Annotated in this window: 10 protein-coding genes; 4 read left to right on the top strand and 6 right to left on the bottom strand. The window is 66.9% G+C overall.

Features of this window, described 5'->3' with window-relative positions; translation table 11 throughout:
* Nucleotides 1-7: 7 nt before the first annotated feature.
* From pilB to EZJ19_RS05330, 3 genes are all read right to left on the bottom strand, one after another.
* On the bottom strand, nucleotides 8-1,729 hold the full coding sequence (gene pilB / locus EZJ19_RS05340) for a type IV-A pilus assembly ATPase PilB (RefSeq protein WP_131445258.1): 1,722 nt from the start codon (nucleotides 1,727-1,729) through the stop codon (nucleotides 8-10).
* Between the two features lie 74 nt (nucleotides 1,730-1,803).
* Nucleotides 1,804-3,027, bottom strand: coding sequence for an HlyC/CorC family transporter (locus tag EZJ19_RS05335; protein ID WP_338069411.1), 1,224 nt, complete (start codon nucleotides 3,025-3,027; stop codon nucleotides 1,804-1,806).
* Between the two features lie 101 nt (nucleotides 3,028-3,128).
* Nucleotides 3,129-3,935: a cytochrome C assembly family protein gene (locus EZJ19_RS05330; RefSeq protein ID WP_131445256.1), complete on the bottom strand. Its 807-nt coding sequence runs from the start codon at nucleotides 3,933-3,935 to the stop codon at nucleotides 3,129-3,131.
* 77 nt (nucleotides 3,936-4,012) lie between these two features.
* On the opposite strand from EZJ19_RS05330, the gene ffh reads away from it, so the two are divergent.
* The 4 genes from ffh to EZJ19_RS05315 all read left to right on the top strand — a co-directional run bounded on the left by ffh (nucleotide 4,013) and on the right by EZJ19_RS05315 (nucleotide 13,876).
* Nucleotides 4,013-5,362, top strand: coding sequence for a signal recognition particle protein (gene ffh, locus EZJ19_RS05325; protein ID WP_131445255.1), 1,350 nt, complete (start codon nucleotides 4,013-4,015; stop codon nucleotides 5,360-5,362).
* A gap of 316 nt (nucleotides 5,363-5,678) precedes the next feature.
* Nucleotides 5,679-6,269: a hypothetical protein gene (locus EZJ19_RS05320; RefSeq protein WP_131445254.1), complete on the top strand. Its 591-nt coding sequence runs from the start codon at nucleotides 5,679-5,681 to the stop codon at nucleotides 6,267-6,269.
* A gap of 79 nt (nucleotides 6,270-6,348) precedes the next feature.
* Complete coding sequence (locus tag EZJ19_RS15770) at nucleotides 6,349-6,513, top strand: hypothetical protein (RefSeq protein WP_165873470.1); 165 nt, start codon at nucleotides 6,349-6,351, stop codon at nucleotides 6,511-6,513.
* A gap of 205 nt (nucleotides 6,514-6,718) precedes the next feature.
* On the top strand, nucleotides 6,719-13,876 hold the full coding sequence (locus EZJ19_RS05315) for a retention module-containing protein (RefSeq protein WP_131445253.1): 7,158 nt from the start codon (nucleotides 6,719-6,721) through the stop codon (nucleotides 13,874-13,876).
* A gap of 45 nt (nucleotides 13,877-13,921) precedes the next feature.
* Here the strand turns inward: EZJ19_RS05315 and EZJ19_RS05310 are convergent, their stop codons facing one another.
* Genes EZJ19_RS05310 through EZJ19_RS05300 form a run of 3 tightly spaced genes read right to left on the bottom strand, consistent with a single transcriptional unit; the run spans nucleotide 13,922 to nucleotide 17,242 of the window.
* Nucleotides 13,922-15,295 carry a sigma 54-interacting transcriptional regulator gene (locus EZJ19_RS05310; RefSeq protein WP_131445328.1) on the bottom strand — a complete coding sequence of 458 codons (1,374 nt, stop codon included), beginning with the start codon at nucleotides 15,293-15,295 and terminating at the stop codon, nucleotides 13,922-13,924.
* 8 nt (nucleotides 15,296-15,303) lie between these two features.
* A complete protein-coding gene (locus EZJ19_RS05305) occupies nucleotides 15,304-15,891 on the bottom strand; it encodes a hypothetical protein (RefSeq protein WP_131445252.1) in 588 nt (195 codons plus the stop codon).
* Complete coding sequence (locus EZJ19_RS05300; RefSeq protein ID WP_206199321.1) at nucleotides 15,881-17,242, bottom strand: sensor histidine kinase; 1,362 nt, start codon at nucleotides 17,240-17,242, stop codon at nucleotides 15,881-15,883. The genes EZJ19_RS05305 and EZJ19_RS05300 overlap by 11 nt, the downstream gene beginning before the upstream one ends.
* Between the last annotated feature and the right edge of the window lie 295 nt (nucleotides 17,243-17,537).

Here is a 17,537-nt window from a genome sequence, read left to right as displayed (position 1 = left end):
TTCCTCATCATTCGTTGGTTACGGCCAGCACTTCCTCGAGCGACGTCATCCCGGACTTGACCTTGAGCAGACCGGCGCGGCGCAAATCAAGAACGCCCTCGTTGCGCGACTGCTCGGCGATCTCGTTATTGCTCGCGTTCTTCAGGATCAGGCGGTTGATCTCGTCGCTGATCGGCATGACCTGGTAGATACCCACGCGCCCCTTGTAGCCGGTGTTCTTGCACACGTCGCAGCCGACTGCCCCGTAGGCCTGCCAACTGCCGTCCAGATCGGCCTCGGAAAACCCGGCGTTGAGCAGCGCCTCCGGGGGGATGTCGATCGGCGCCTTGCAGTTCGGGCAAAGCCGGCGGCCCAGGCGCTGGGCGGTGATCAAGAGCACGGACGCTGCTACGTTATAGCTCGGCACCCCCATGTTGACCAGCCGGGTGAGGGTCGACGGCGCGTCGTTGGTGTGCAGCGTCGACAGCACCATGTGGCCCGTCTGGGCGGCCTTGATGGCGATGTCGGCCGTCTCCAGGTCGCGGATTTCACCGACCATCACGATGTCCGGATCCTGGCGCAGGAAGGAACGCAGCGCGGTGGAGAAATTCAGGCCGGCCTTGTCGTTGACGTTGACTTGGTTGATGCCGGCCAACTGGATTTCCACCGGGTCCTCGACGGTGGAAATGTTCACGCCCGGCTTGTTCAGCAGGTTCAGGCAGGAGTACAGCGACACGGTCTTGCCGCTACCGGTCGGCCCGGTCACCAGGACCATGCCGTAGGGCCGTTCGATGGCCTCCAGAAGATGGGCGAGCTGCTGCGCTTCATAGCCAAGGTCGTCGATCTTGGTATTGAGCGCCGTGTTGGAATCCAGGATACGCATGACGATCTTCTCGCCATACAGGGTCGGCAGGGTGCTGACCCGGAAATCCACCGTCTTCTTGCGCGAGACGACCAGCTTCATGCGGCCGTCCTGCGGTATCCGCTTCTCGGAAATATCGAGCTTCGAAATCACCTTGATCCGGGAGGCGATCTTTTCCTTGATCGCCAACGGCGGCTGCGCCACTTCGTACAGGATGCCGTCCATCCGGTAGCGGATGCGGTAGTACTTTTCATAAGGCTCGAAGTGGATGTCGGACGCGTTGCCGTTGATGGCATCCAGCATGATCTTCTGCAGGTAGCGCACCACCGGGGCGTCGTCGATGTCCTGGGCAGCGGCGGTATCGACGGCGGCCTGGCTGTCCTCGTCGGTGAACTCGAGGTTGAGGTCGTCGGTATCGATGCTCTTGAGGATGTCGTCCTGGCCGGTCTGGGCATTTTGCTCCAGGTAACGGGCCAATTTGTCCTCTTCGAGGACCACCAGTTCGACGGCCAGGCCGGTCTGGAACTTGACGTCGTCGAGTATCTGCAGGTTGCTCGGATCCGAAACCCCCAGATACAGGCGATTGCCACGCCGGGACAAGGCGATGACGCGATGCTTGTCGACCAGCTTCTGGTCCACCACGCCGGCCGGCATGACCATGGGATCGAGTGAATCGAGATCGAAGAAAGGCAGACCGTAGGTGATCGAGGAGAACGTCGCGATCTGAGGGGGCCGGAAACGCTTGGTACGCACCAGGTGCGTAACAATACTCTCGCCTGCCGCTTTCGCCTGGGCCTGCAGCGTTTCGCCTTCCTCCTGGCTGAGCAGGCCCTGCTGAACAAGGGCTCGGCACAGACCGGTCAAGTTACTGGCAACTGTGGCTGCCACGACGGCTCCCTTTTCCGCATGAATACAAGTATCTACGCTTGATAATGCATAGACTACATATAAATGTCAAAACTTCAGGACCGATTCTCCGGCCGTACCCGTGCCGTCTTCACCTTGCGCCCGGTCACCTGGACGATTTCGACGGTACAGCCGGCGACCTTGATCGTCACACCGGCCTCGGGCATCGCCTCCAGGTATTCCATGATCAGGCCGTTGAGGGTACGCGCGCCCTCCAGCGGCAAGGCCAGGCCCAGCTTGCGGTTGAGGTCGCGCAGACTGATGGTGCCCTCGACCAGATAACCGCCCTCCTCGTCGGCGACCCAGCCGTTCCCCTGCAGGGGATTGACGCCCGAGAACTCGCCGACGATCTCCTCCAGGACATCCTCGACGGTGATCAGGCCGAGCAGTTCGCCGTACTCGTCGACGACCAGGCCGAGCGACTGGCGATTCTCCTTGAACTGGCTCAACTGGGTGAGGAGCGGCGTGCCCGAGGGTACGAAATAGGCCGCCTTGAGCCCCTGCCGGAACGCTTCGGCGTCGAATCCGTCGGCACCGATATGGGCCAGGGCGCGACGCACGTGAACGATGCCGACGATCTCGTTGAGTTCATCGCGGTATACCGGCAGATGCGCGTGGTGACTGGTCTGGAGATGCTGGACGGTCTCGTCCGCGGCCGAATCCACGTCGATCGCCTCGATCTCGCCGCGCGGCAACATGACGTCGTCGACGGTCAGCTTCTCCAGATCGAACAGGTTGAGCAGCATGCTGCGATGGCTCTGCGGCAGGAAACTGCCCGACTCGGCCAGGAGCGTACGCAGTTCCTCGACGCCCATGCGGTTGCCGCCGCCTTCCTCGACCACCTTGAGACGCAACAACCTGAGCTGGCCATGGACGAACAGGTTGATGAACCAGATCACCGGATGGAGCAGCTTGAGCAGCAAGGCGAGCGGGTAGCTGACCACCGGCACGATGCGCTCCGGATAGGAGGCGCCGATGACCTTGGGCGTCACCTCGGAGAAGACCAGGATAAGAAAGGTGACCAGGACCGTGGCCAGGGTGAGCGATATCTCGTTCTCGCCGAAGACCCGGAACGACACCACGGTCACCAGGGCGGCGGCGGCCGAGTTGACGAGATTGTTGCCGAGCAGGATGACCGAAAGCAGCTTGTCGGTACGTGCCAACAGCCATTCAGCCAGCTTGGCGCCGCGGTTATTGCCCTTGGCGAGCGTTTTCAGCCGATAGCGGTTCACCGCCATCATGCTGGTTTCGGAGCCGGAAAAGAAACCCGACAGGATCAACAACAGGAATAGCGCCGCCAGCAGGACGCCTAAAGGTATCTGGTCCAAACCGTAAACCGGGCGAAGAACACCGCTTCAGTCTAGGGCCGTCGGCCCGCCTGTCAAGCCCGCCCGAGCAGCACCTCGAGGACGAATTTCACGCCCACGTAGGACAGCAGCAGGGTCACGAAACCGGCCAGGGTCCAGAAGATGGCGGTACGGCCGCGCCAGCCGTAGATGCGGCGCCCGGACAACAACGCGGCGTAGATCGCCCAGGAGGCGATGCCGAACACCGTCATGTGGGTGAGCGGGAAGGCCCGGCCGTAGATCGACTCGGAGAAGAAGATACCGGACAGCAGGGTCAGCGTGAGGATCAGGAAACCCAGTTCGACCATGCGGAAAAGCAGTTTCTCCAGCGTCAGCAAAGGCGGCAGGCCGGCGACCATGCGGGTCGGGACCGGCCGATGCAGATGCTTCTCGGCGATGGCGATGAGGGCCGCGTGCAGGGCGGCGACGGCGAACAGGCCATAGGCCGCGAAGGCCGCCAGCATATGCACCTTGAAGAGCGGCATGCCGGCGTCGGGGAGGACACGGCCGCCCGGCATCACGGCCTGCAGGAGGACACCGAAGGCACCGAACATCAGGACGAAGCTCTGCATGCCGGCGAGCGGGTAATGCCAGGCGGCGAGGCCGTAGAACAGCACCGTCAAGGCCGCCACGGCCGAGAACGAGGTGCCGAAGCCGAGGCTCAGGCCGGCACCGGGCAGGATCACCTCGTCGAGCAGGTAGAGGTGCAGGGCCAACGGCACGAACAACAGCAGGCGGCCCCATCCGGTCGGGCCGCAACAGGCCGGGCCGCCGGGACGGAAGTAGGCCGACAGCCCCAGGTAGGTGGCAACGGTGAGCAGGTACAGTAAGGCTTCAGGCATTATTCCGTGGTCAGCGCTTGGCCAGGTCGTCGATTTGATAAACTGCGCCAGTTTAGCCGATTCAATTGCGATAGCGTATGTTCGACAATCTCTCCGAACGACTTGGCCGGGTCGTCAAGAACCTGCGCGGCCAGGGCCGCCTGACCGAGGCCAACATCCAGGACGCCCTGCGCGAGGTGCGTGTCGCCCTCCTGGAGGCGGACGTCGCCCTGCCCGTGGTGCGCGAGTTCATCGCCAAGGTCAAGGACAAGGCCATGGGTCAGGAGGTCCTGCAAAGCCTCACCCCGGGCCAGATGCTGATCGGCATCGTGCACAAGGAACTCGCCGCCCTGATGGGCGAGCAGGCGGCGCCCCTGTCCTTCGCCAGCCAGCCGCCGGCGGTATTCCTGATGGCCGGCCTGCAGGGCGCCGGCAAGACCACCACCTGCGGCAAGCTGGTCCGCCTGATCCGCGAGCGCGGCAAAAAAAAGGTGTTGCTGGTCTCCACCGACGTCTACCGTCCCGCCGCCATCGACCAGTTGAAGACGGTAGCCGGCCAGGCCGAGGCCGATTTCTTCCCGTCGACGCCGGACCAGAAGCCGATCGACATCGCCCGTGCCGCCCTCGACCACGCCAGGCGCCACTTCCATGACGTCCTGATCGTCGACACGGCCGGCCGCCTGCACGTGGACGAGGCCATGATGGAGGAGATCAAGGAACTCCATAAGGCCCTGGACCCGGTGGAAACCCTGTTCGTGGTGGACGCCATGCAGGGCCAGGACGCGGTCAACACCGCCAAGGCCTTCAACGATGCCCTGCCCCTGACGGGTGTGGCGCTCACCAAGCTGGACGGCGACGCCCGCGGCGGCGCCGCCCTGTCGGTGCGCCAGATCACCGGCAAGCCCATCAAGGTCGTCGGCGTGGGCGAAAAGCTCACCGGCATCGAGGTCTTCCACCCCGAGCGCATGGCCAGCCGCATCCTGGGCATGGGCGACGTCCTGTCCCTGATCGAGGAGGCGCACAAGGCGGTCGACCACGCCGAGGCCCTGAAGACGGTGCAGAAGCTGAAGTCCGGCAAGGGTTTCGACCTGGAGGACTTCAAGGCCCAGATGCAGCAGATGAAGAAGCTGGGCGGCCTGTCCACCCTGATGGACAAGCTGCCGGGCGCCGGCAAGGCCAGCGCCGACCAGTTGGCCGAGGGCGAGAAGCAGATGAAGCGGGTCGAGGGCATCATCAACGCCATGACCCCGGAGGAGCGCCGCAAGCCCGAGCTCCTCAAGGCCTCGCGCAAGCGCCGCATCGCCGCCGGCGCCGGCGTCCAGGTTCAGGACGTCAACCGCCTGCTCAACCAGTTCGAGCAGGCCCAGAAGATGATGAAATCCCTGGGCAAGGGCGGCATGGCCAAGATGATGCGCGGCATGAAGGGCATGCTGCCGGGCATGCGCTGAGTCCGCCCGCGCCGTTACGTAACGGGCTCCGGATGTAACGTAACACCCGCCGGGCCGCAGGCCGCCCGGCCGCCGGAATTCGCCTGTCCGGGACGAAAATCCCGGCGGATCCCCCGCTTTCCCACTCGCCGTTACCCATTTCCCAGCCGAGCCGGGCGGTTTTCCGCCTCGGCGCGGGCTGGCACAGCCCTTGCTGAAACCCCTCCCACTCGACGCGGATTGCGCCGGCCCGGCCCGCCGACGGAGGAGCGGCGTGGTTGCCGGGCCGGCCAACGCCGCCACGGTTACCGCCTACTACCAACAAGGAGAAACAAAGATGGGATTGCTCGATGTCCTGCTCGGCGACAGCACTTCCGCGGCTGACGTGAATGCCATACTCGGGGCCAGCGCAAGCGATGCCGCCGCGTTGAGCAACGTCGCCGCGGCCAATGCCGGCACGCTGGTCGACAGCGTGATCGACGGCATGACCGCCATGGTCAACACCACGCTACAGACCGCCTTCGACGGCGTCACCGCCCTGGAGGAAAGCACCATCGCCGCCACCGCCGACGCCATGAACAGCGTCGCCGGCTCGGCGATCGACTTCACCGAATCCACCTACACGATGTATTACATCGGCTCGTACGACAGCCCGGACCACACGCAGGTGGTCCAGCAGTCGCTCAGCCATGACGGCGGCACCGCCATCATGTCCGCCTACGCCGCCTATACCCTGGGCGGCCTGACGGCGGGTGTCGGCGCCGGCATCGCCGGCATGATGACCGGCCTCGGCAACGGGGCCGGCGAGGCCATGGCCAATCTCGGCGCCCATGTCCCGGACATGCTGCCCATCCTGTCCACCAGCCTGGGCGGGACGATCTCGGCCAGCCTGGGCACGGCCGGCCTGCTCGCCAACAGCAGCCTGTAGGACGCCTTCGGACGAGCACCATGAAACCAGGGAGCCTACGGAACGCAAGCGGTTCAGCGGCGACGGCGGGGAGGCCGGCGTGGTGAGTCGGGGGCAGCGCCGGCCGGTCGACCGGATGCCGACGCCGCATCCGGCACCCGTGACGACGGCGCTGCCCTACGCGGCGGTCGTCCTGTTCACCGTCCTCCTGGTCGGCGCGCTCGTCAGCCTGTTTACCGGCTTACTTGGCGGACTCCTCGGCTGAGTCATGCCGGCAGGACGGGATGTTGACTCCCGGTATCCCGTCCTCTTTTCCAACACCGACCCGCCACGGTACCCGTCGGCCGCGCCCCGACCGCGGCCCGCGGGCCGCCACCGCGGCGGCGCCGGCCGCCGCGCGCCCGCACACCGGGCAGGGCGGCGGGCTCGCCGGGACCACGCGATAACCTCATACGAACAGGGAAACAGACATGGCCATCCATAGCCCGAGCCACATCCAAGCGACTGTCACGGCGTTGCGCGGCGAGGCATATGTACGAGACGAGGGGGGCAAGCTGCACAAGCTGCACCTGGGCGACACGGTACGGGACGGCGAGATCGTCGTGACGGCGGCGGGAGCGCAGGTGGAGTTGGCCTATCCGGACGGCAACACGCTGATCCTGGAACCGGGCGTGCACCAGATCATCGCCGGTCTCTTCGCGGACACCGACAATGCCGGCAACAACCTCGCCATCGGCACCACCGACCTGGGCCAGAACGCCTCCAGCGCCGATCTCGACAGCCTGATCCAGGCCATCGAGCAGGGCAAGCCGATCGACGACCTGCTCGAGAAGACCGCGGCCGGCCTGACCGGAGGCGAGACCCAGGAAGGCCATACCTTCGTCCGCCTCGACCGCATCGTCGAATCCGTCACCGGCGAAAGCTATGCCGGCCTCACCGCCGATGCCGGCGCCAACGTCACCGACCTGCGCGGCAACCTCATCGAGCCCCTGGCCGAGAACCAGGCCCCGACCGCCAACGACGACAACGTGACCCTGCTCGAGGACACCGTCCTCACCGGCAACGTCCTCGACAACGACACCGATCCCGACGGCGACAACCTCGCCGTCACCGGCTTCTCGGTCGGCGGCGACAGCTACCTGCCCGGCGACTCCGTCACCCTCACCGGCATCGGCACCTTCACCCTCGCCGCCGACGGCCGCTACACCTTCAGCCCCGCCAAGGACTACGACGGCCCCGTCCCGACCTTCACCTACTTCGTCTCCGACGGCCACGGCGGCACCGACTCCGCCAACCTCAACATCCAGATGATCGGCGGCGACGACACCCCCGTCGCCGGCGACGACCACGCCACCACCAACGAGGACACCGCCGTCACCATCGCCGTCCTCGCCAACGATTCCGACGTCGACGGCGATCCCCTCACCATCGTCAAGATCGCCGGCACCTCCGTCCAGCCCGGTGACTCCGTCTCCGTCAGCCACGGCATCGCCACCCTCAATGCCGACGGCACCATCACCTTCACCCCCGAGGCCAACTACTTCGGCGATACCAGCTTCACCTACACCATCTCCGACGGCACCACCCCCGTCCCGGCCACCGTCTACGTCACCGTCAACCCCGTCAACGACGCCCCCAACGCCGTCGACGACGTCGCCAGCACCCCCATCAACACCGCCGTCGACATCGACGTCAAGGCCAACGACAGCGACCCCGACAACACCCGCGACCAGCTCACCGTCTCCAACCCCGTCCTCGCCGATCCCAGCCAGGGCACCGTCTCCGTCAACCCCGACGGCAGCCTCCTCTTCACCCCCGCCAGCAACGTCTCCGGGCCCGTCCTCATCACCTACACCCTCTCCGACCCCGACGGCCTCTCCGATACCGCCACCGTCACCGTCACCGTCGGCGACAACACCCCCCCGGACGGCACCGACGTCACCCGTACCACCGACGAGGACACCCCCTACGTCGTCCAGTCCGGCGACTTCGGCTTCTCCGATCCCGATGCCGGACAGGCCTTCTATGCCGTCCGCATCGATACCCTGCCCGACCACGGCACCCTCTTCCTCGACGGTCAGGCCGTCGTCGCCGGCCAGGTCATCAGCGCCGACGACATCGCCGCCGGCAAGCTCTCCTATCTCCCCGACACCAACGAGAACGGCACCCCCTACGCCAGCTTCACCTTCTCCGTCCAGGACAGCGCCGGCGCCTACGACGACGTCCCCAACACCTTCACCTTCGACGTCAACCCCGTCAACGACGCCCCCAACGCCGTCGCCAACCACTACACCACCCCCGAGGACACCGTCCTCTCCGGCAACGTCATCACCGACGACGACAACGGCTCCGCCGCCGGCGGCCAGGATTCCGACGTCGACAACAGCCTCTCCGAACTCCGCATCACCCAGGTCAACGGCGAGGATCTGGTCTTCAACTCCGGCACGGCCACGGTCGCGCTCGCCCACGGCACCCTGGTGATCAGCGAGAACGGCGACTTCAGCTTCACCCCGGCGGCCGACTACAACGGTACCCAGAGCTTCACCTACACGGTCTCCGACCCGGGCGGCCTGACCGACTCCGCCACCGTCAACCTCACCGTCGATTCGGTCAACGATCCGCCCGTCGCCAAGGATGACGCCATCACCCTCGACGAGGACGTCACCAGCACCTTCGACCCGCTCGCCAACGACGTCGATCCGGATACCCCGCACGACCAACTCGCCATCACCAGCCTGAACGGCCAGGCCGTCGATCCCGACCATCCCGAGGCCTATGCCCCGAGCGCCGTCTACGACCCCGTCTCCGGCCAGTTCGCCGGCACCGTCAGCCTGACCGCCGACGGCCAGGTCAAGTTCGACCCCGCCGACGACTACAACAACGATGCCAGCCACCTCCTGGTCATCCCCTACACCGTCTCCGACGGCCAGGGCGGCTCCGACTCCGCCGACATCACCCTCGAGGTCCGCCCGGTCAACGACGCCCCGACCGCCAACGACGACAACGTGACGCTGCTCGAGGACACCGTCCTCACCGGCAACGTCCTCGACAACGACACCGATCCCGACGGCGACAGCCTCGCCGTCACCGGCTTCTCGGTCGGCAGCGACAGCTACCTGCCCGGCGACACCGTCACCCTCACCGGCATCGGCACCTTCACCCTCGCCGCCGACGGCCGCTACACCTTCAGCCCCGCCAAGGACTACGACGGCCCCGTCCCGACCTTCACCTACTTCGTCTCCGACGGCCACGGCGGCACCGACTCCGCCAACCTCAACATCCAGATGATCGGCGGCGACGACACCCCCGTCGCCGGCGACGACCACGCCACCACCAACGAGGACACCGCCGTCACCATCGCCGTCCTCGCCAACGATTCCGACGTCGACGGCGATCCCCTCACCATCGTCAAGATCGCCGGCACCTCCGTCCAGCCCGGTGACTCCGTCTCCGTCAGCCACGGCATCGCCACCCTCAATGCCGACGGCACCATCACCTTCACCCCCGAGGCCAACTACTTCGGCGATACCAGCTTCACCTACACCATCTCCGACGGCACCACCCCCGTCCCGGCCACCGTCTACGTCACCGTCAACCCCGTCAACGACGCCCCCAACGCCGTCGACGACGTCGCCAGCACCCCCATCAACACCGCCGTCGACATCGACGTCAAGGCCAACGACAGCGACCCCGACAACACCCGCGACCAGCTCACCGTCTCCAACCCCGTCCTCGCCGATCCCAGCCAGGGCACCGTCTCCGTCAACCCCGACGGCAGCCTCCTCTTCACCCCCGCCAGCAACGTCTCCGGGCCCGTCCTCATCACCTACACCCTCTCCGACCCCGACGGCCTCTCCGATACCGCCACCGTCACCGTCACCGTCGGCGACAACACCCCCCCGGACGGCACCGACGTCACCCGTACCACCGACGAGGACACCCCCTACGTCGTCCAGTCCGGCGACTTCGGCTTCTCCGATCCCGATGCCGGACAGGCCTTCTATGCCGTCCGCATCGATACCCTGCCCGACCACGGCACCCTCTTCCTCGACGGTCAGGCCGTCGTCGCCGGCCAGGTCATCAGCGCCGACGACATCGCCGCCGGCAAGCTCTCCTATCTCCCCGACACCAACGAGAACGGCACCCCCTACGCCAGCTTCACCTTCTCCGTCCAGGACAGCGCCGGCGCCTACGACAACGTCCCCAACACCTTCACCTTCGACGTCAACCCCGTCAACGACGCCCCCGACGCCGTCGCCAACCACTACACCACCCCCGAGGACACCGTCCTCTCCGGCAACGTCATCACCGACGACGACAACGGCGCCGCCGCCGGCGGCCAGGATTCCGACGTCGACAACAGCCTCTCCGAGCTGCGCATCACCCAGGTCAACGGCCAATACCTGATCTTCGACTTCAGTACCGGCACGGCGACCGTGCCGCTCGACCACGGCACCCTGGTGATCAACGAGAACGGCGACTTCAGCTTCACCCCGGCGGCCGACTACAACGGTACCCAGAGCTTCACCTACACGGTCTCCGACCCGGGCGGCCTGACCGACTCCGCCACCGTCAACCTCACCGTCGATTCGGTCAACGATCCGCCCGTCGCCAAGGATGACGCCATCACCCTCGACGAGGACGTCACCAGCACCTTCGACCCGCTCGCCAACGACGTCGATCCGGATACCCCGCACGACCAGCTCGCCATCACCAGCCTGAACGGCCAGGCCGTCGATCCCGACCATCCCGAGGCCTATGCCCCGAGCGCGGTCTACGACCCCGTCTCCGGCCAGTTCGCCGGCACCGTCAGCCTGACCGCCGACGGCCAGGTCAAGTTCGACCCCGCCGACGACTACAACAACGACGCCAGCCACCTCCTGGTCATCCCGTACACCGTCTCCGACGGCCAGGGCGGCTACGACTCCGCCGACATCACCCTCGAGGTCAGGGCCGTCAACGACGCCCCGGTCGCCCATGACGACAGTGCCGACATCGATGAGGATGCCAGCCAGCCGGCCACCGGCAACGTCCTCGCCAACGACACCGACGCCGACGGCGACAACCTCGACGTGCTCAGCTTCCAGCATGGCGGCACGGTCGATACCAGCGGCACCCTGCAAGGGACCTACGGCACCCTGACCTGGGATGCCGACACCGGGGCCTATGCCTATGCCCTCGACAACAGCGACCGGCGCGTCCAGGCCCTGGGCGAAGGCCAGACCCTGACCGAGAGCTTCGCCTACACCATGACCGACGGCACGGTCGACGACAGCGCCACCCTCACCGTCACCATCCACGGGACCGACGACGGCGTCACCTTCACCGGCCTCGGCGCCAGCGACGGCGACTTCACCGTCAGCGAGAGCGCCCTCGCCAATGGCAGCGCCCCCGATGCCGCCGCCCTGGTCAAGTCCGGCAGCTTCACCCTCGAGGCCCTCGACGGCATCGACACCGTCACCATCGCCGGCACCGAGTTGACCGTCGCCCAGCTCACCAACAGCGCCACCTATCCCATCAGCCTCGACACCGACTACGGCACCCTGGTCCTGACCGGCTACAGCGGCGACGGCCAGGGCGGCTCCCTCAGCTACCAGTACACCCTCACCCACCCGGTCGACAACGACAGCCAGGCCGGCGCCGACGGCGACCATTACGTCGACCAGATCGCCGTCTCCGTCTCCGACGTCGACGGCGATTCCGCCGCCTCCTCCCTCAACGTCAACATCCTCGACGACTCCCCCTCCGCCCAGCCCATCTCCGTCGACGCCGGCGTGCAGCCGATCAACACCAACCTGCTGATCGTCCTCGACACCTCGGGCTCGATGGGCGACCCGAGCGGGATGACCAACCTGACCCGCATGGAAGCCGCGGTGGCGGGGATATACGAATTGCTCGAGCAGTACGACAGCATGGGCGACGTGATGGTCAACATCGCCTATTTCTACGACACCGCCTACGTCCAGAACTATGGCAACCAGGGCGGGGTATGGCTGACCGTCGACCAGGCCAAGGCCTTCCTGGCCAACCTGGGGGCCGGCGGCTGGACCAACTACGACGCCGCGCTGGCGGCCGCCATGGACGCCTACGACAACCCGGGCAAGCTCGCCGACGCCCAGAACGTCGCCTACTTCCTGTCCGACGGCTATCCGAACTACAACAACAGCAACCTGGCGACCCTGGGCGTCACCCCGTACGGCGACGGGCTGAATTCCGACGATGGCATCCAGGACGCCGAGCGGGCGACCTGGGTACAGTTCCTCAAGGACAACGACATCAACGCCTTCTCGATCGGCATGGGCACCGGGGTCAGCAAGACCGCGCTCGACCCGGTCGGCTACAACGGCCTGGCCGAGACCGAGCAGCCCGCCATCGAGGTGCACGACATGAACGACTTCAGCTCCGTGCTGGCCTCGACCGTCAAATACACCTCGACCGGCAACCTGCTGGCCGGCGGCACCCTGGGCGCGGACGGCGGCCGGGTCGGCAGCCTGAGCTACCAGGGCGAGGTGTTCAGCTTCGACGGCAACGCCGTGACGGCGAGCGCCGGCGCGGCCACGGCCTGGCAGTTCGACGCCGCGACCAACCGCCTCACCCTGACCACGGACGCCGGCACCCTGACCGTCGACATGGACGACGGCGACTACGTCTACACCCACAACGACCCGGACGTGCTGCTGGCCGAGTTCCTCTACACGATCACGGACAACGACGGCGACAGCGCGTCGAGCAGCCTGACCTTCAACTTCGCCTATGCCGACCCGGCACCCCTGGTGCGCGACGATGCGGTCTACGTGGCGATGGACTACTACAGCAACCACCAGGTCACCATCCAGGACGCCTGGCTGCTCTGGAACGACAGCGACAAGAACGGCGACCCGATCACGGTGACCAGCGTCAACGGGGCCCTCCACAACGCCGGCGCCGTGACCGCCCCGGTGAGCATGATCGGCACCGGCGCCTTCAGCTACACCGGCACCACCTACGTCGACAGCACCCAGTCCGACACCGGCCAAGTCACCATCGTGGCCGACTACGAACTCGACGCCAAGGGCGACGGCCTCGACAACATCCTGATCGGCGGCGACGGCATCGACACGATCCGCGCCTACGAAGGCAACGACGTCCTGGTCGGTAACGGCGGCAACGACCGCCTGTACGGCGGCGGCGACCGCGACTGGCTGATCGGCGGTGCCGGCGACGACAAGCTCGAAGGCGGCGCCGGCAACGACCTGCTCGAGGGCGGCCTGGGCAGCGACACCTTCACCTGGCGCCTGGCCGACCCGGGCAGCGCGGGCAGCCCGGCCGAGGACGTCGTCACCGACTTCGGCAAGGCCGACGGCGACGTGCTCAACCTGGCCGACCTGCTGCAAGGGGAGACGCACGGCGCCGACGACTACGGCAACCTGGACCAGTACCTGGACGTGACCACCGACGGCGCCGGCAATACGGTGATCCGGGTCAGCTCCACCGGCGGTTTCACCGGCGGCACCTATGACGCCGCCGCGGAGGACCAGCGCATCGTCCTGCAGAACGTCGACCTGTACGACCAGTACGGGGTCAGCCACGGCCAGGACGCCGAGCTGATCAAGGTCATGCTCAAGCAGGGCGGGCTGGTTACCGACTGAGGTGCGGCCGGGCGGTCGACGGCCGCGCCGCGCCCGGCGCCGCGCTCAGCCCGGCTTGCCGGCCGGCGCCTCGCCGTCGGCGCGGAACATGGCCGGCATCAGGTTGTACTTCTGCAGCAGGCGGTAGAACTCGGTGCGGTTGCGGTCGGCGATGCGGGCCGCCTCGGCGACGTTGCCGTTGGTCAGCTTGAGCAGCTGGACCAGGTAGTTGCGCTCGAAACGCTGCTTGGCCTCGGCATAGCTGAGCGCCTCCATGGTCGGCACCCGGAGCGCGCGCTGGGCCAGGGCGAGCGGGATCAGGGGCGTCGCGGTCAGGGCGCAGCACTGCTCGACGACGTTGTACAACTGGCGCACGTTGCCCGGCCAGGCGGCGGTCGCCAGCGCCTCCAGCGCCTCCGGGGCGAAGCCGCTGACATGCTTGCCATACTTGCCCGCCACCTGGTGGACAAAATGGGCGGCCAGCACCGGGATGTCCTCGCGCCGCTCGTCCAGTCTGGGCAGGACCAGGGTGACCACGTCCAGGCGGTAATACAGGTCTTCCCGGAACTGCCCGCCCGCCATGGCCGACTCGAGGTCGCGGTGGGTGGCCGAGAGGACGCGCACGTCGACCGGCTCGGCGCGCAGCGCGCCGAGCGGGCGGACCGCCCGTTCCTGGAGTACGCGCAAGAGCTTGACCTGGAGCGCCAGGGGCATGTCGCCGATCTCGTCGAGAAACAGGGTGCCGCCGTCGGCGGCCTGGAACAGGCCCGAGCGGGCGGCGTCGGCGCCGGTGAAGGCGCCCTTCACGTGGCCGAACAGCTCGCTCTCCAGGAGCGGCTCGGGGATGGCGCCGCAGTTGATGGCCACGAAAGGGGCGCGCGCCCGCGGGCTGGCCAGGTGGATGGCACGCGCCAGCATCTCCTTGCCGGTGCCGCTCTCGCCCCGGATCAGCACGCTGGCGTCCGAGGCGGCGACCATGCGCGCCTCGTTGAGGAGGTCGGCCATGCGCGTGCTGCGGAACACGATGCCGGCGCACCAGGCCTTGTCGTCGGTGCCGGCCGGCGCCGTGGACAGTTGCAAGGCCTGCTCGATCTTGTCGAGCAACACCCGGCTGTCGAACGGCTTGGTCAGGTAGCCGAACACCCCGCGCGAGGTCGCCTGGACGGCATCCGGGATGGAGCCGTGGGCGGTGAGCAGGATGACCGGCAGGGCCGGCCGGGCGATGCGCACCTCTTCGAACAGGGCAAGCCCGTCCTTGCCCGGCAGGCGCACGTCGCTGACCACCACCTGGGGGGGCTCGACCGCGATCTTGCTCAAGGCCTCCTCGGCCGACGAGGCCGTGGTGACCCGGAAGCCCCAGGCCTTCAGGCGCATGGCCAGCAAGCGCAGCAAATCCTCGTCGTCGTCGACCGCGAGGACATGGCCACCCCGTCCCGCCATATCCGCCGTCATCGGCGCGTGGTCGCCATGCCCGGCCGCATCGGCAACGAGTGCTCGATGTTGGCGATGGCGTCCAGCTTGAGCTGGAGTTGTTCGGCGCGGACCTGGTCGGTCCGGACCTGCTGGCCGAGGCGGCCCACCTCCTGGACGAGCTTGTCGTAGACCATGGCGTTCTTCATGTAGTCCTGGTAATGGTCGCTGAGCAGATCGGCCAGCGGATGCAGGGCCAGTGCCGGCGGCCGGTCGGATTTCAGGATCTCGTCGAGCAGGGCGAGCGCGCGCTCCATGTTGGCCGCGCCGCGCGCCTGGCCGTAGGCCATGGCGAGGCGGACGCGGTTGTCCGGGAAATGCGGCTCGCCGGACAGGAACAGGCGTTCCCATTCCAGGTCCTGGGCCGACAGGCCCTGCAACTGGCGGTGGTAGTGGAGCAGGTCCGCGACGGCGGCGTCGTTGCGCGCACTGGCCGCCGGCTCGGCCGCCGCCGGCACGCGGCTGCCGGCGGTCAGGCGCTGGCGCAACTCCGCGCAACCCGACAGGGTGAGCACGAGGAGCATGGCCAGGGTGGCGAGGAGGCGGGCCGGACGGTCAGCGTTCATCCGGCACCTCGACGCGGAAATGGGCGCCGCGCTGGCTGGCCCGCAACTCGACCCGGCCCGCCATGGCCTGCACCAGTTCCTGGACGATGGACAGGCCGACGCCGCTGCCCTGGCGAGGCACGGGGGCGGAGCGCCGGCCGCGCACGAACGGCATGAAGATGCGTTCGGCGTCCTCGGCGTCGACCCCGGGGCCGGCGTCGACGACGTCGATCAGCACCCGGCCCCGGTCGTGCCCGAGCACGACGCGCACGGTACCGCCCTGGGGACTGAAATCCAGCGCGTTGGAAAGCAGGTTGTCCAGCACCACCAGCATCTTCTCCTCATCCAGATAGGCCGTGCCGGCATCGCCGTCCACGGTGACCGTCACGTTGCGCGCCTGGATCTGCAGGTCCCGCTGGGCGACCGCCGCACGCACCATCTCGGCCACCGCGACGGGCCGATAGCGCAGCCGGTGGGCGTCGTGGGCCACCGCGTTGAGGGCGAGCAGGCTCTCGATCTGGCGCTGCAGCTGGAGCACGTTGTGCTGCAGGATGTCGACGACCTCCTGCTGCTCCCCCTCCAACTGCCCGAACACACGCTCCTGAAGCAGGGCGACCCCCTCGCGCAAGGCGGTCAACGGCGTCTTCAGCTCATGCGAGACATGACGCAAGGATTGCTCGCGCCCGGCCTCCAGTTCCGCGAGGCGCAGGCGCAGCCACTCCAGGCGGCGGCCGAGCCGGTTCAGGTCGTCCGGCCCCCTGACCACGACGGGCACGTCCAGCCGGTTCTCGCCCAAGCGCCCGATGGCCTGTTCCAGGCGCAACACCGGCCGCCCGAGCCACCAGCCGAGCACCAGCGTCACCGCCAGGCTGACCGATACGGCGGCCAGGAACTGCCAGGCGAAATGGCGTCCGCTGACGTCCAGGCGGGCGAACAAAGTGGCGTTCTGGTCGTCGATCCAGCGTTTGCCCCAGCCGCCGAGGCTTTCGTTCACCTCGCGCAGGCGCATCAGCAACCGGATCAGGTCGACCTCGCCGATGCCGCGGCCGAGGCGGTCGCGCAACTCCGCCGAGGCGCGGCGCCAGTCCGCCGGCAAGGGCGCCAGGGAGGTGCCGGAGAGGCCTTGCATGCGCTCGATGGTGGCATAGGACTGGCTCAGGTTGACGTCCAGCCGGTCAAGCAGGTGACTGTCGTGGAGCACCCGGTATTGCCGGGCGTTGCGCTCGATGTCCACCGTGCGGGCCGCGAGCTCCTGCGTGAGTTTGCTGATTTGGAGCGATTTTTCGCCGCCCTGGCGGCTCTCCCGGACGAACTGTTCGACCAGCAGCCAGCCGCGCGCGGCGGCACCGCCGAGGAGTAGCGAAATCAACACGAAGCCCGCCAACATGCTCTGACGAAATGAAACCCGGACCATCGTGCCGCTTACATCCCCGTTTGATTAATAAATATAGCCACCGGACACGACCGGCATGTCGGCGCGATATTTTTTCATATATTGGTTTTTTCGCCAACAAGAAGCAATAAATAGAAATAAATCATATAAATTAGTATGTTACTGATCATGTCGTATTTTGCCGACACGATAAACCGGCCTTCCTGCGCAATTTCCCTGGCAAAACAAAAATATGCGTCACTTTTTCACGACAAGGGTGCCGTGCGGCACCGGA

The sequence above is a fragment of the Parasulfuritortus cantonensis genome (genome assembly GCF_004337445.1).
GTDB lineage: Bacteria > Pseudomonadota > Gammaproteobacteria > Burkholderiales > Thiobacillaceae > Parasulfuritortus > Parasulfuritortus cantonensis.
This window is presented reverse-complemented; position numbering and strand designations above follow the sequence as displayed.

What these genes read in the sequence shown, in the direction of transcription:
- ffh (WP_131445255.1), top strand. Translation starts at nt 4,013, where the DNA reads ATGTTCGACAATCTCTCCGAACGACTTGGCCGGGTCGTCAAGAACCTG.
- EZJ19_RS05305 (WP_131445252.1), bottom strand. Translation starts at nt 15,891, where the DNA reads ATGAACGCTGACCGTCCGGCCCGCCTCCTCGCCACCCTGGCCATGCTC.
- EZJ19_RS05320 (WP_131445254.1), top strand. Translation starts at nt 5,679, where the DNA reads ATGGGATTGCTCGATGTCCTGCTCGGCGACAGCACTTCCGCGGCTGAC.
- EZJ19_RS05310 (WP_131445328.1), bottom strand. Translation starts at nt 15,295, where the DNA reads ATGGCGGGACGGGGTGGCCATGTCCTCGCGGTCGACGACGACGAGGAT.
- EZJ19_RS05315 (WP_131445253.1), top strand. Translation starts at nt 6,719, where the DNA reads ATGGCCATCCATAGCCCGAGCCACATCCAAGCGACTGTCACGGCGTTG.
- EZJ19_RS05330 (WP_131445256.1), bottom strand. Translation starts at nt 3,935, where the DNA reads ATGCCTGAAGCCTTACTGTACCTGCTCACCGTTGCCACCTACCTGGGG.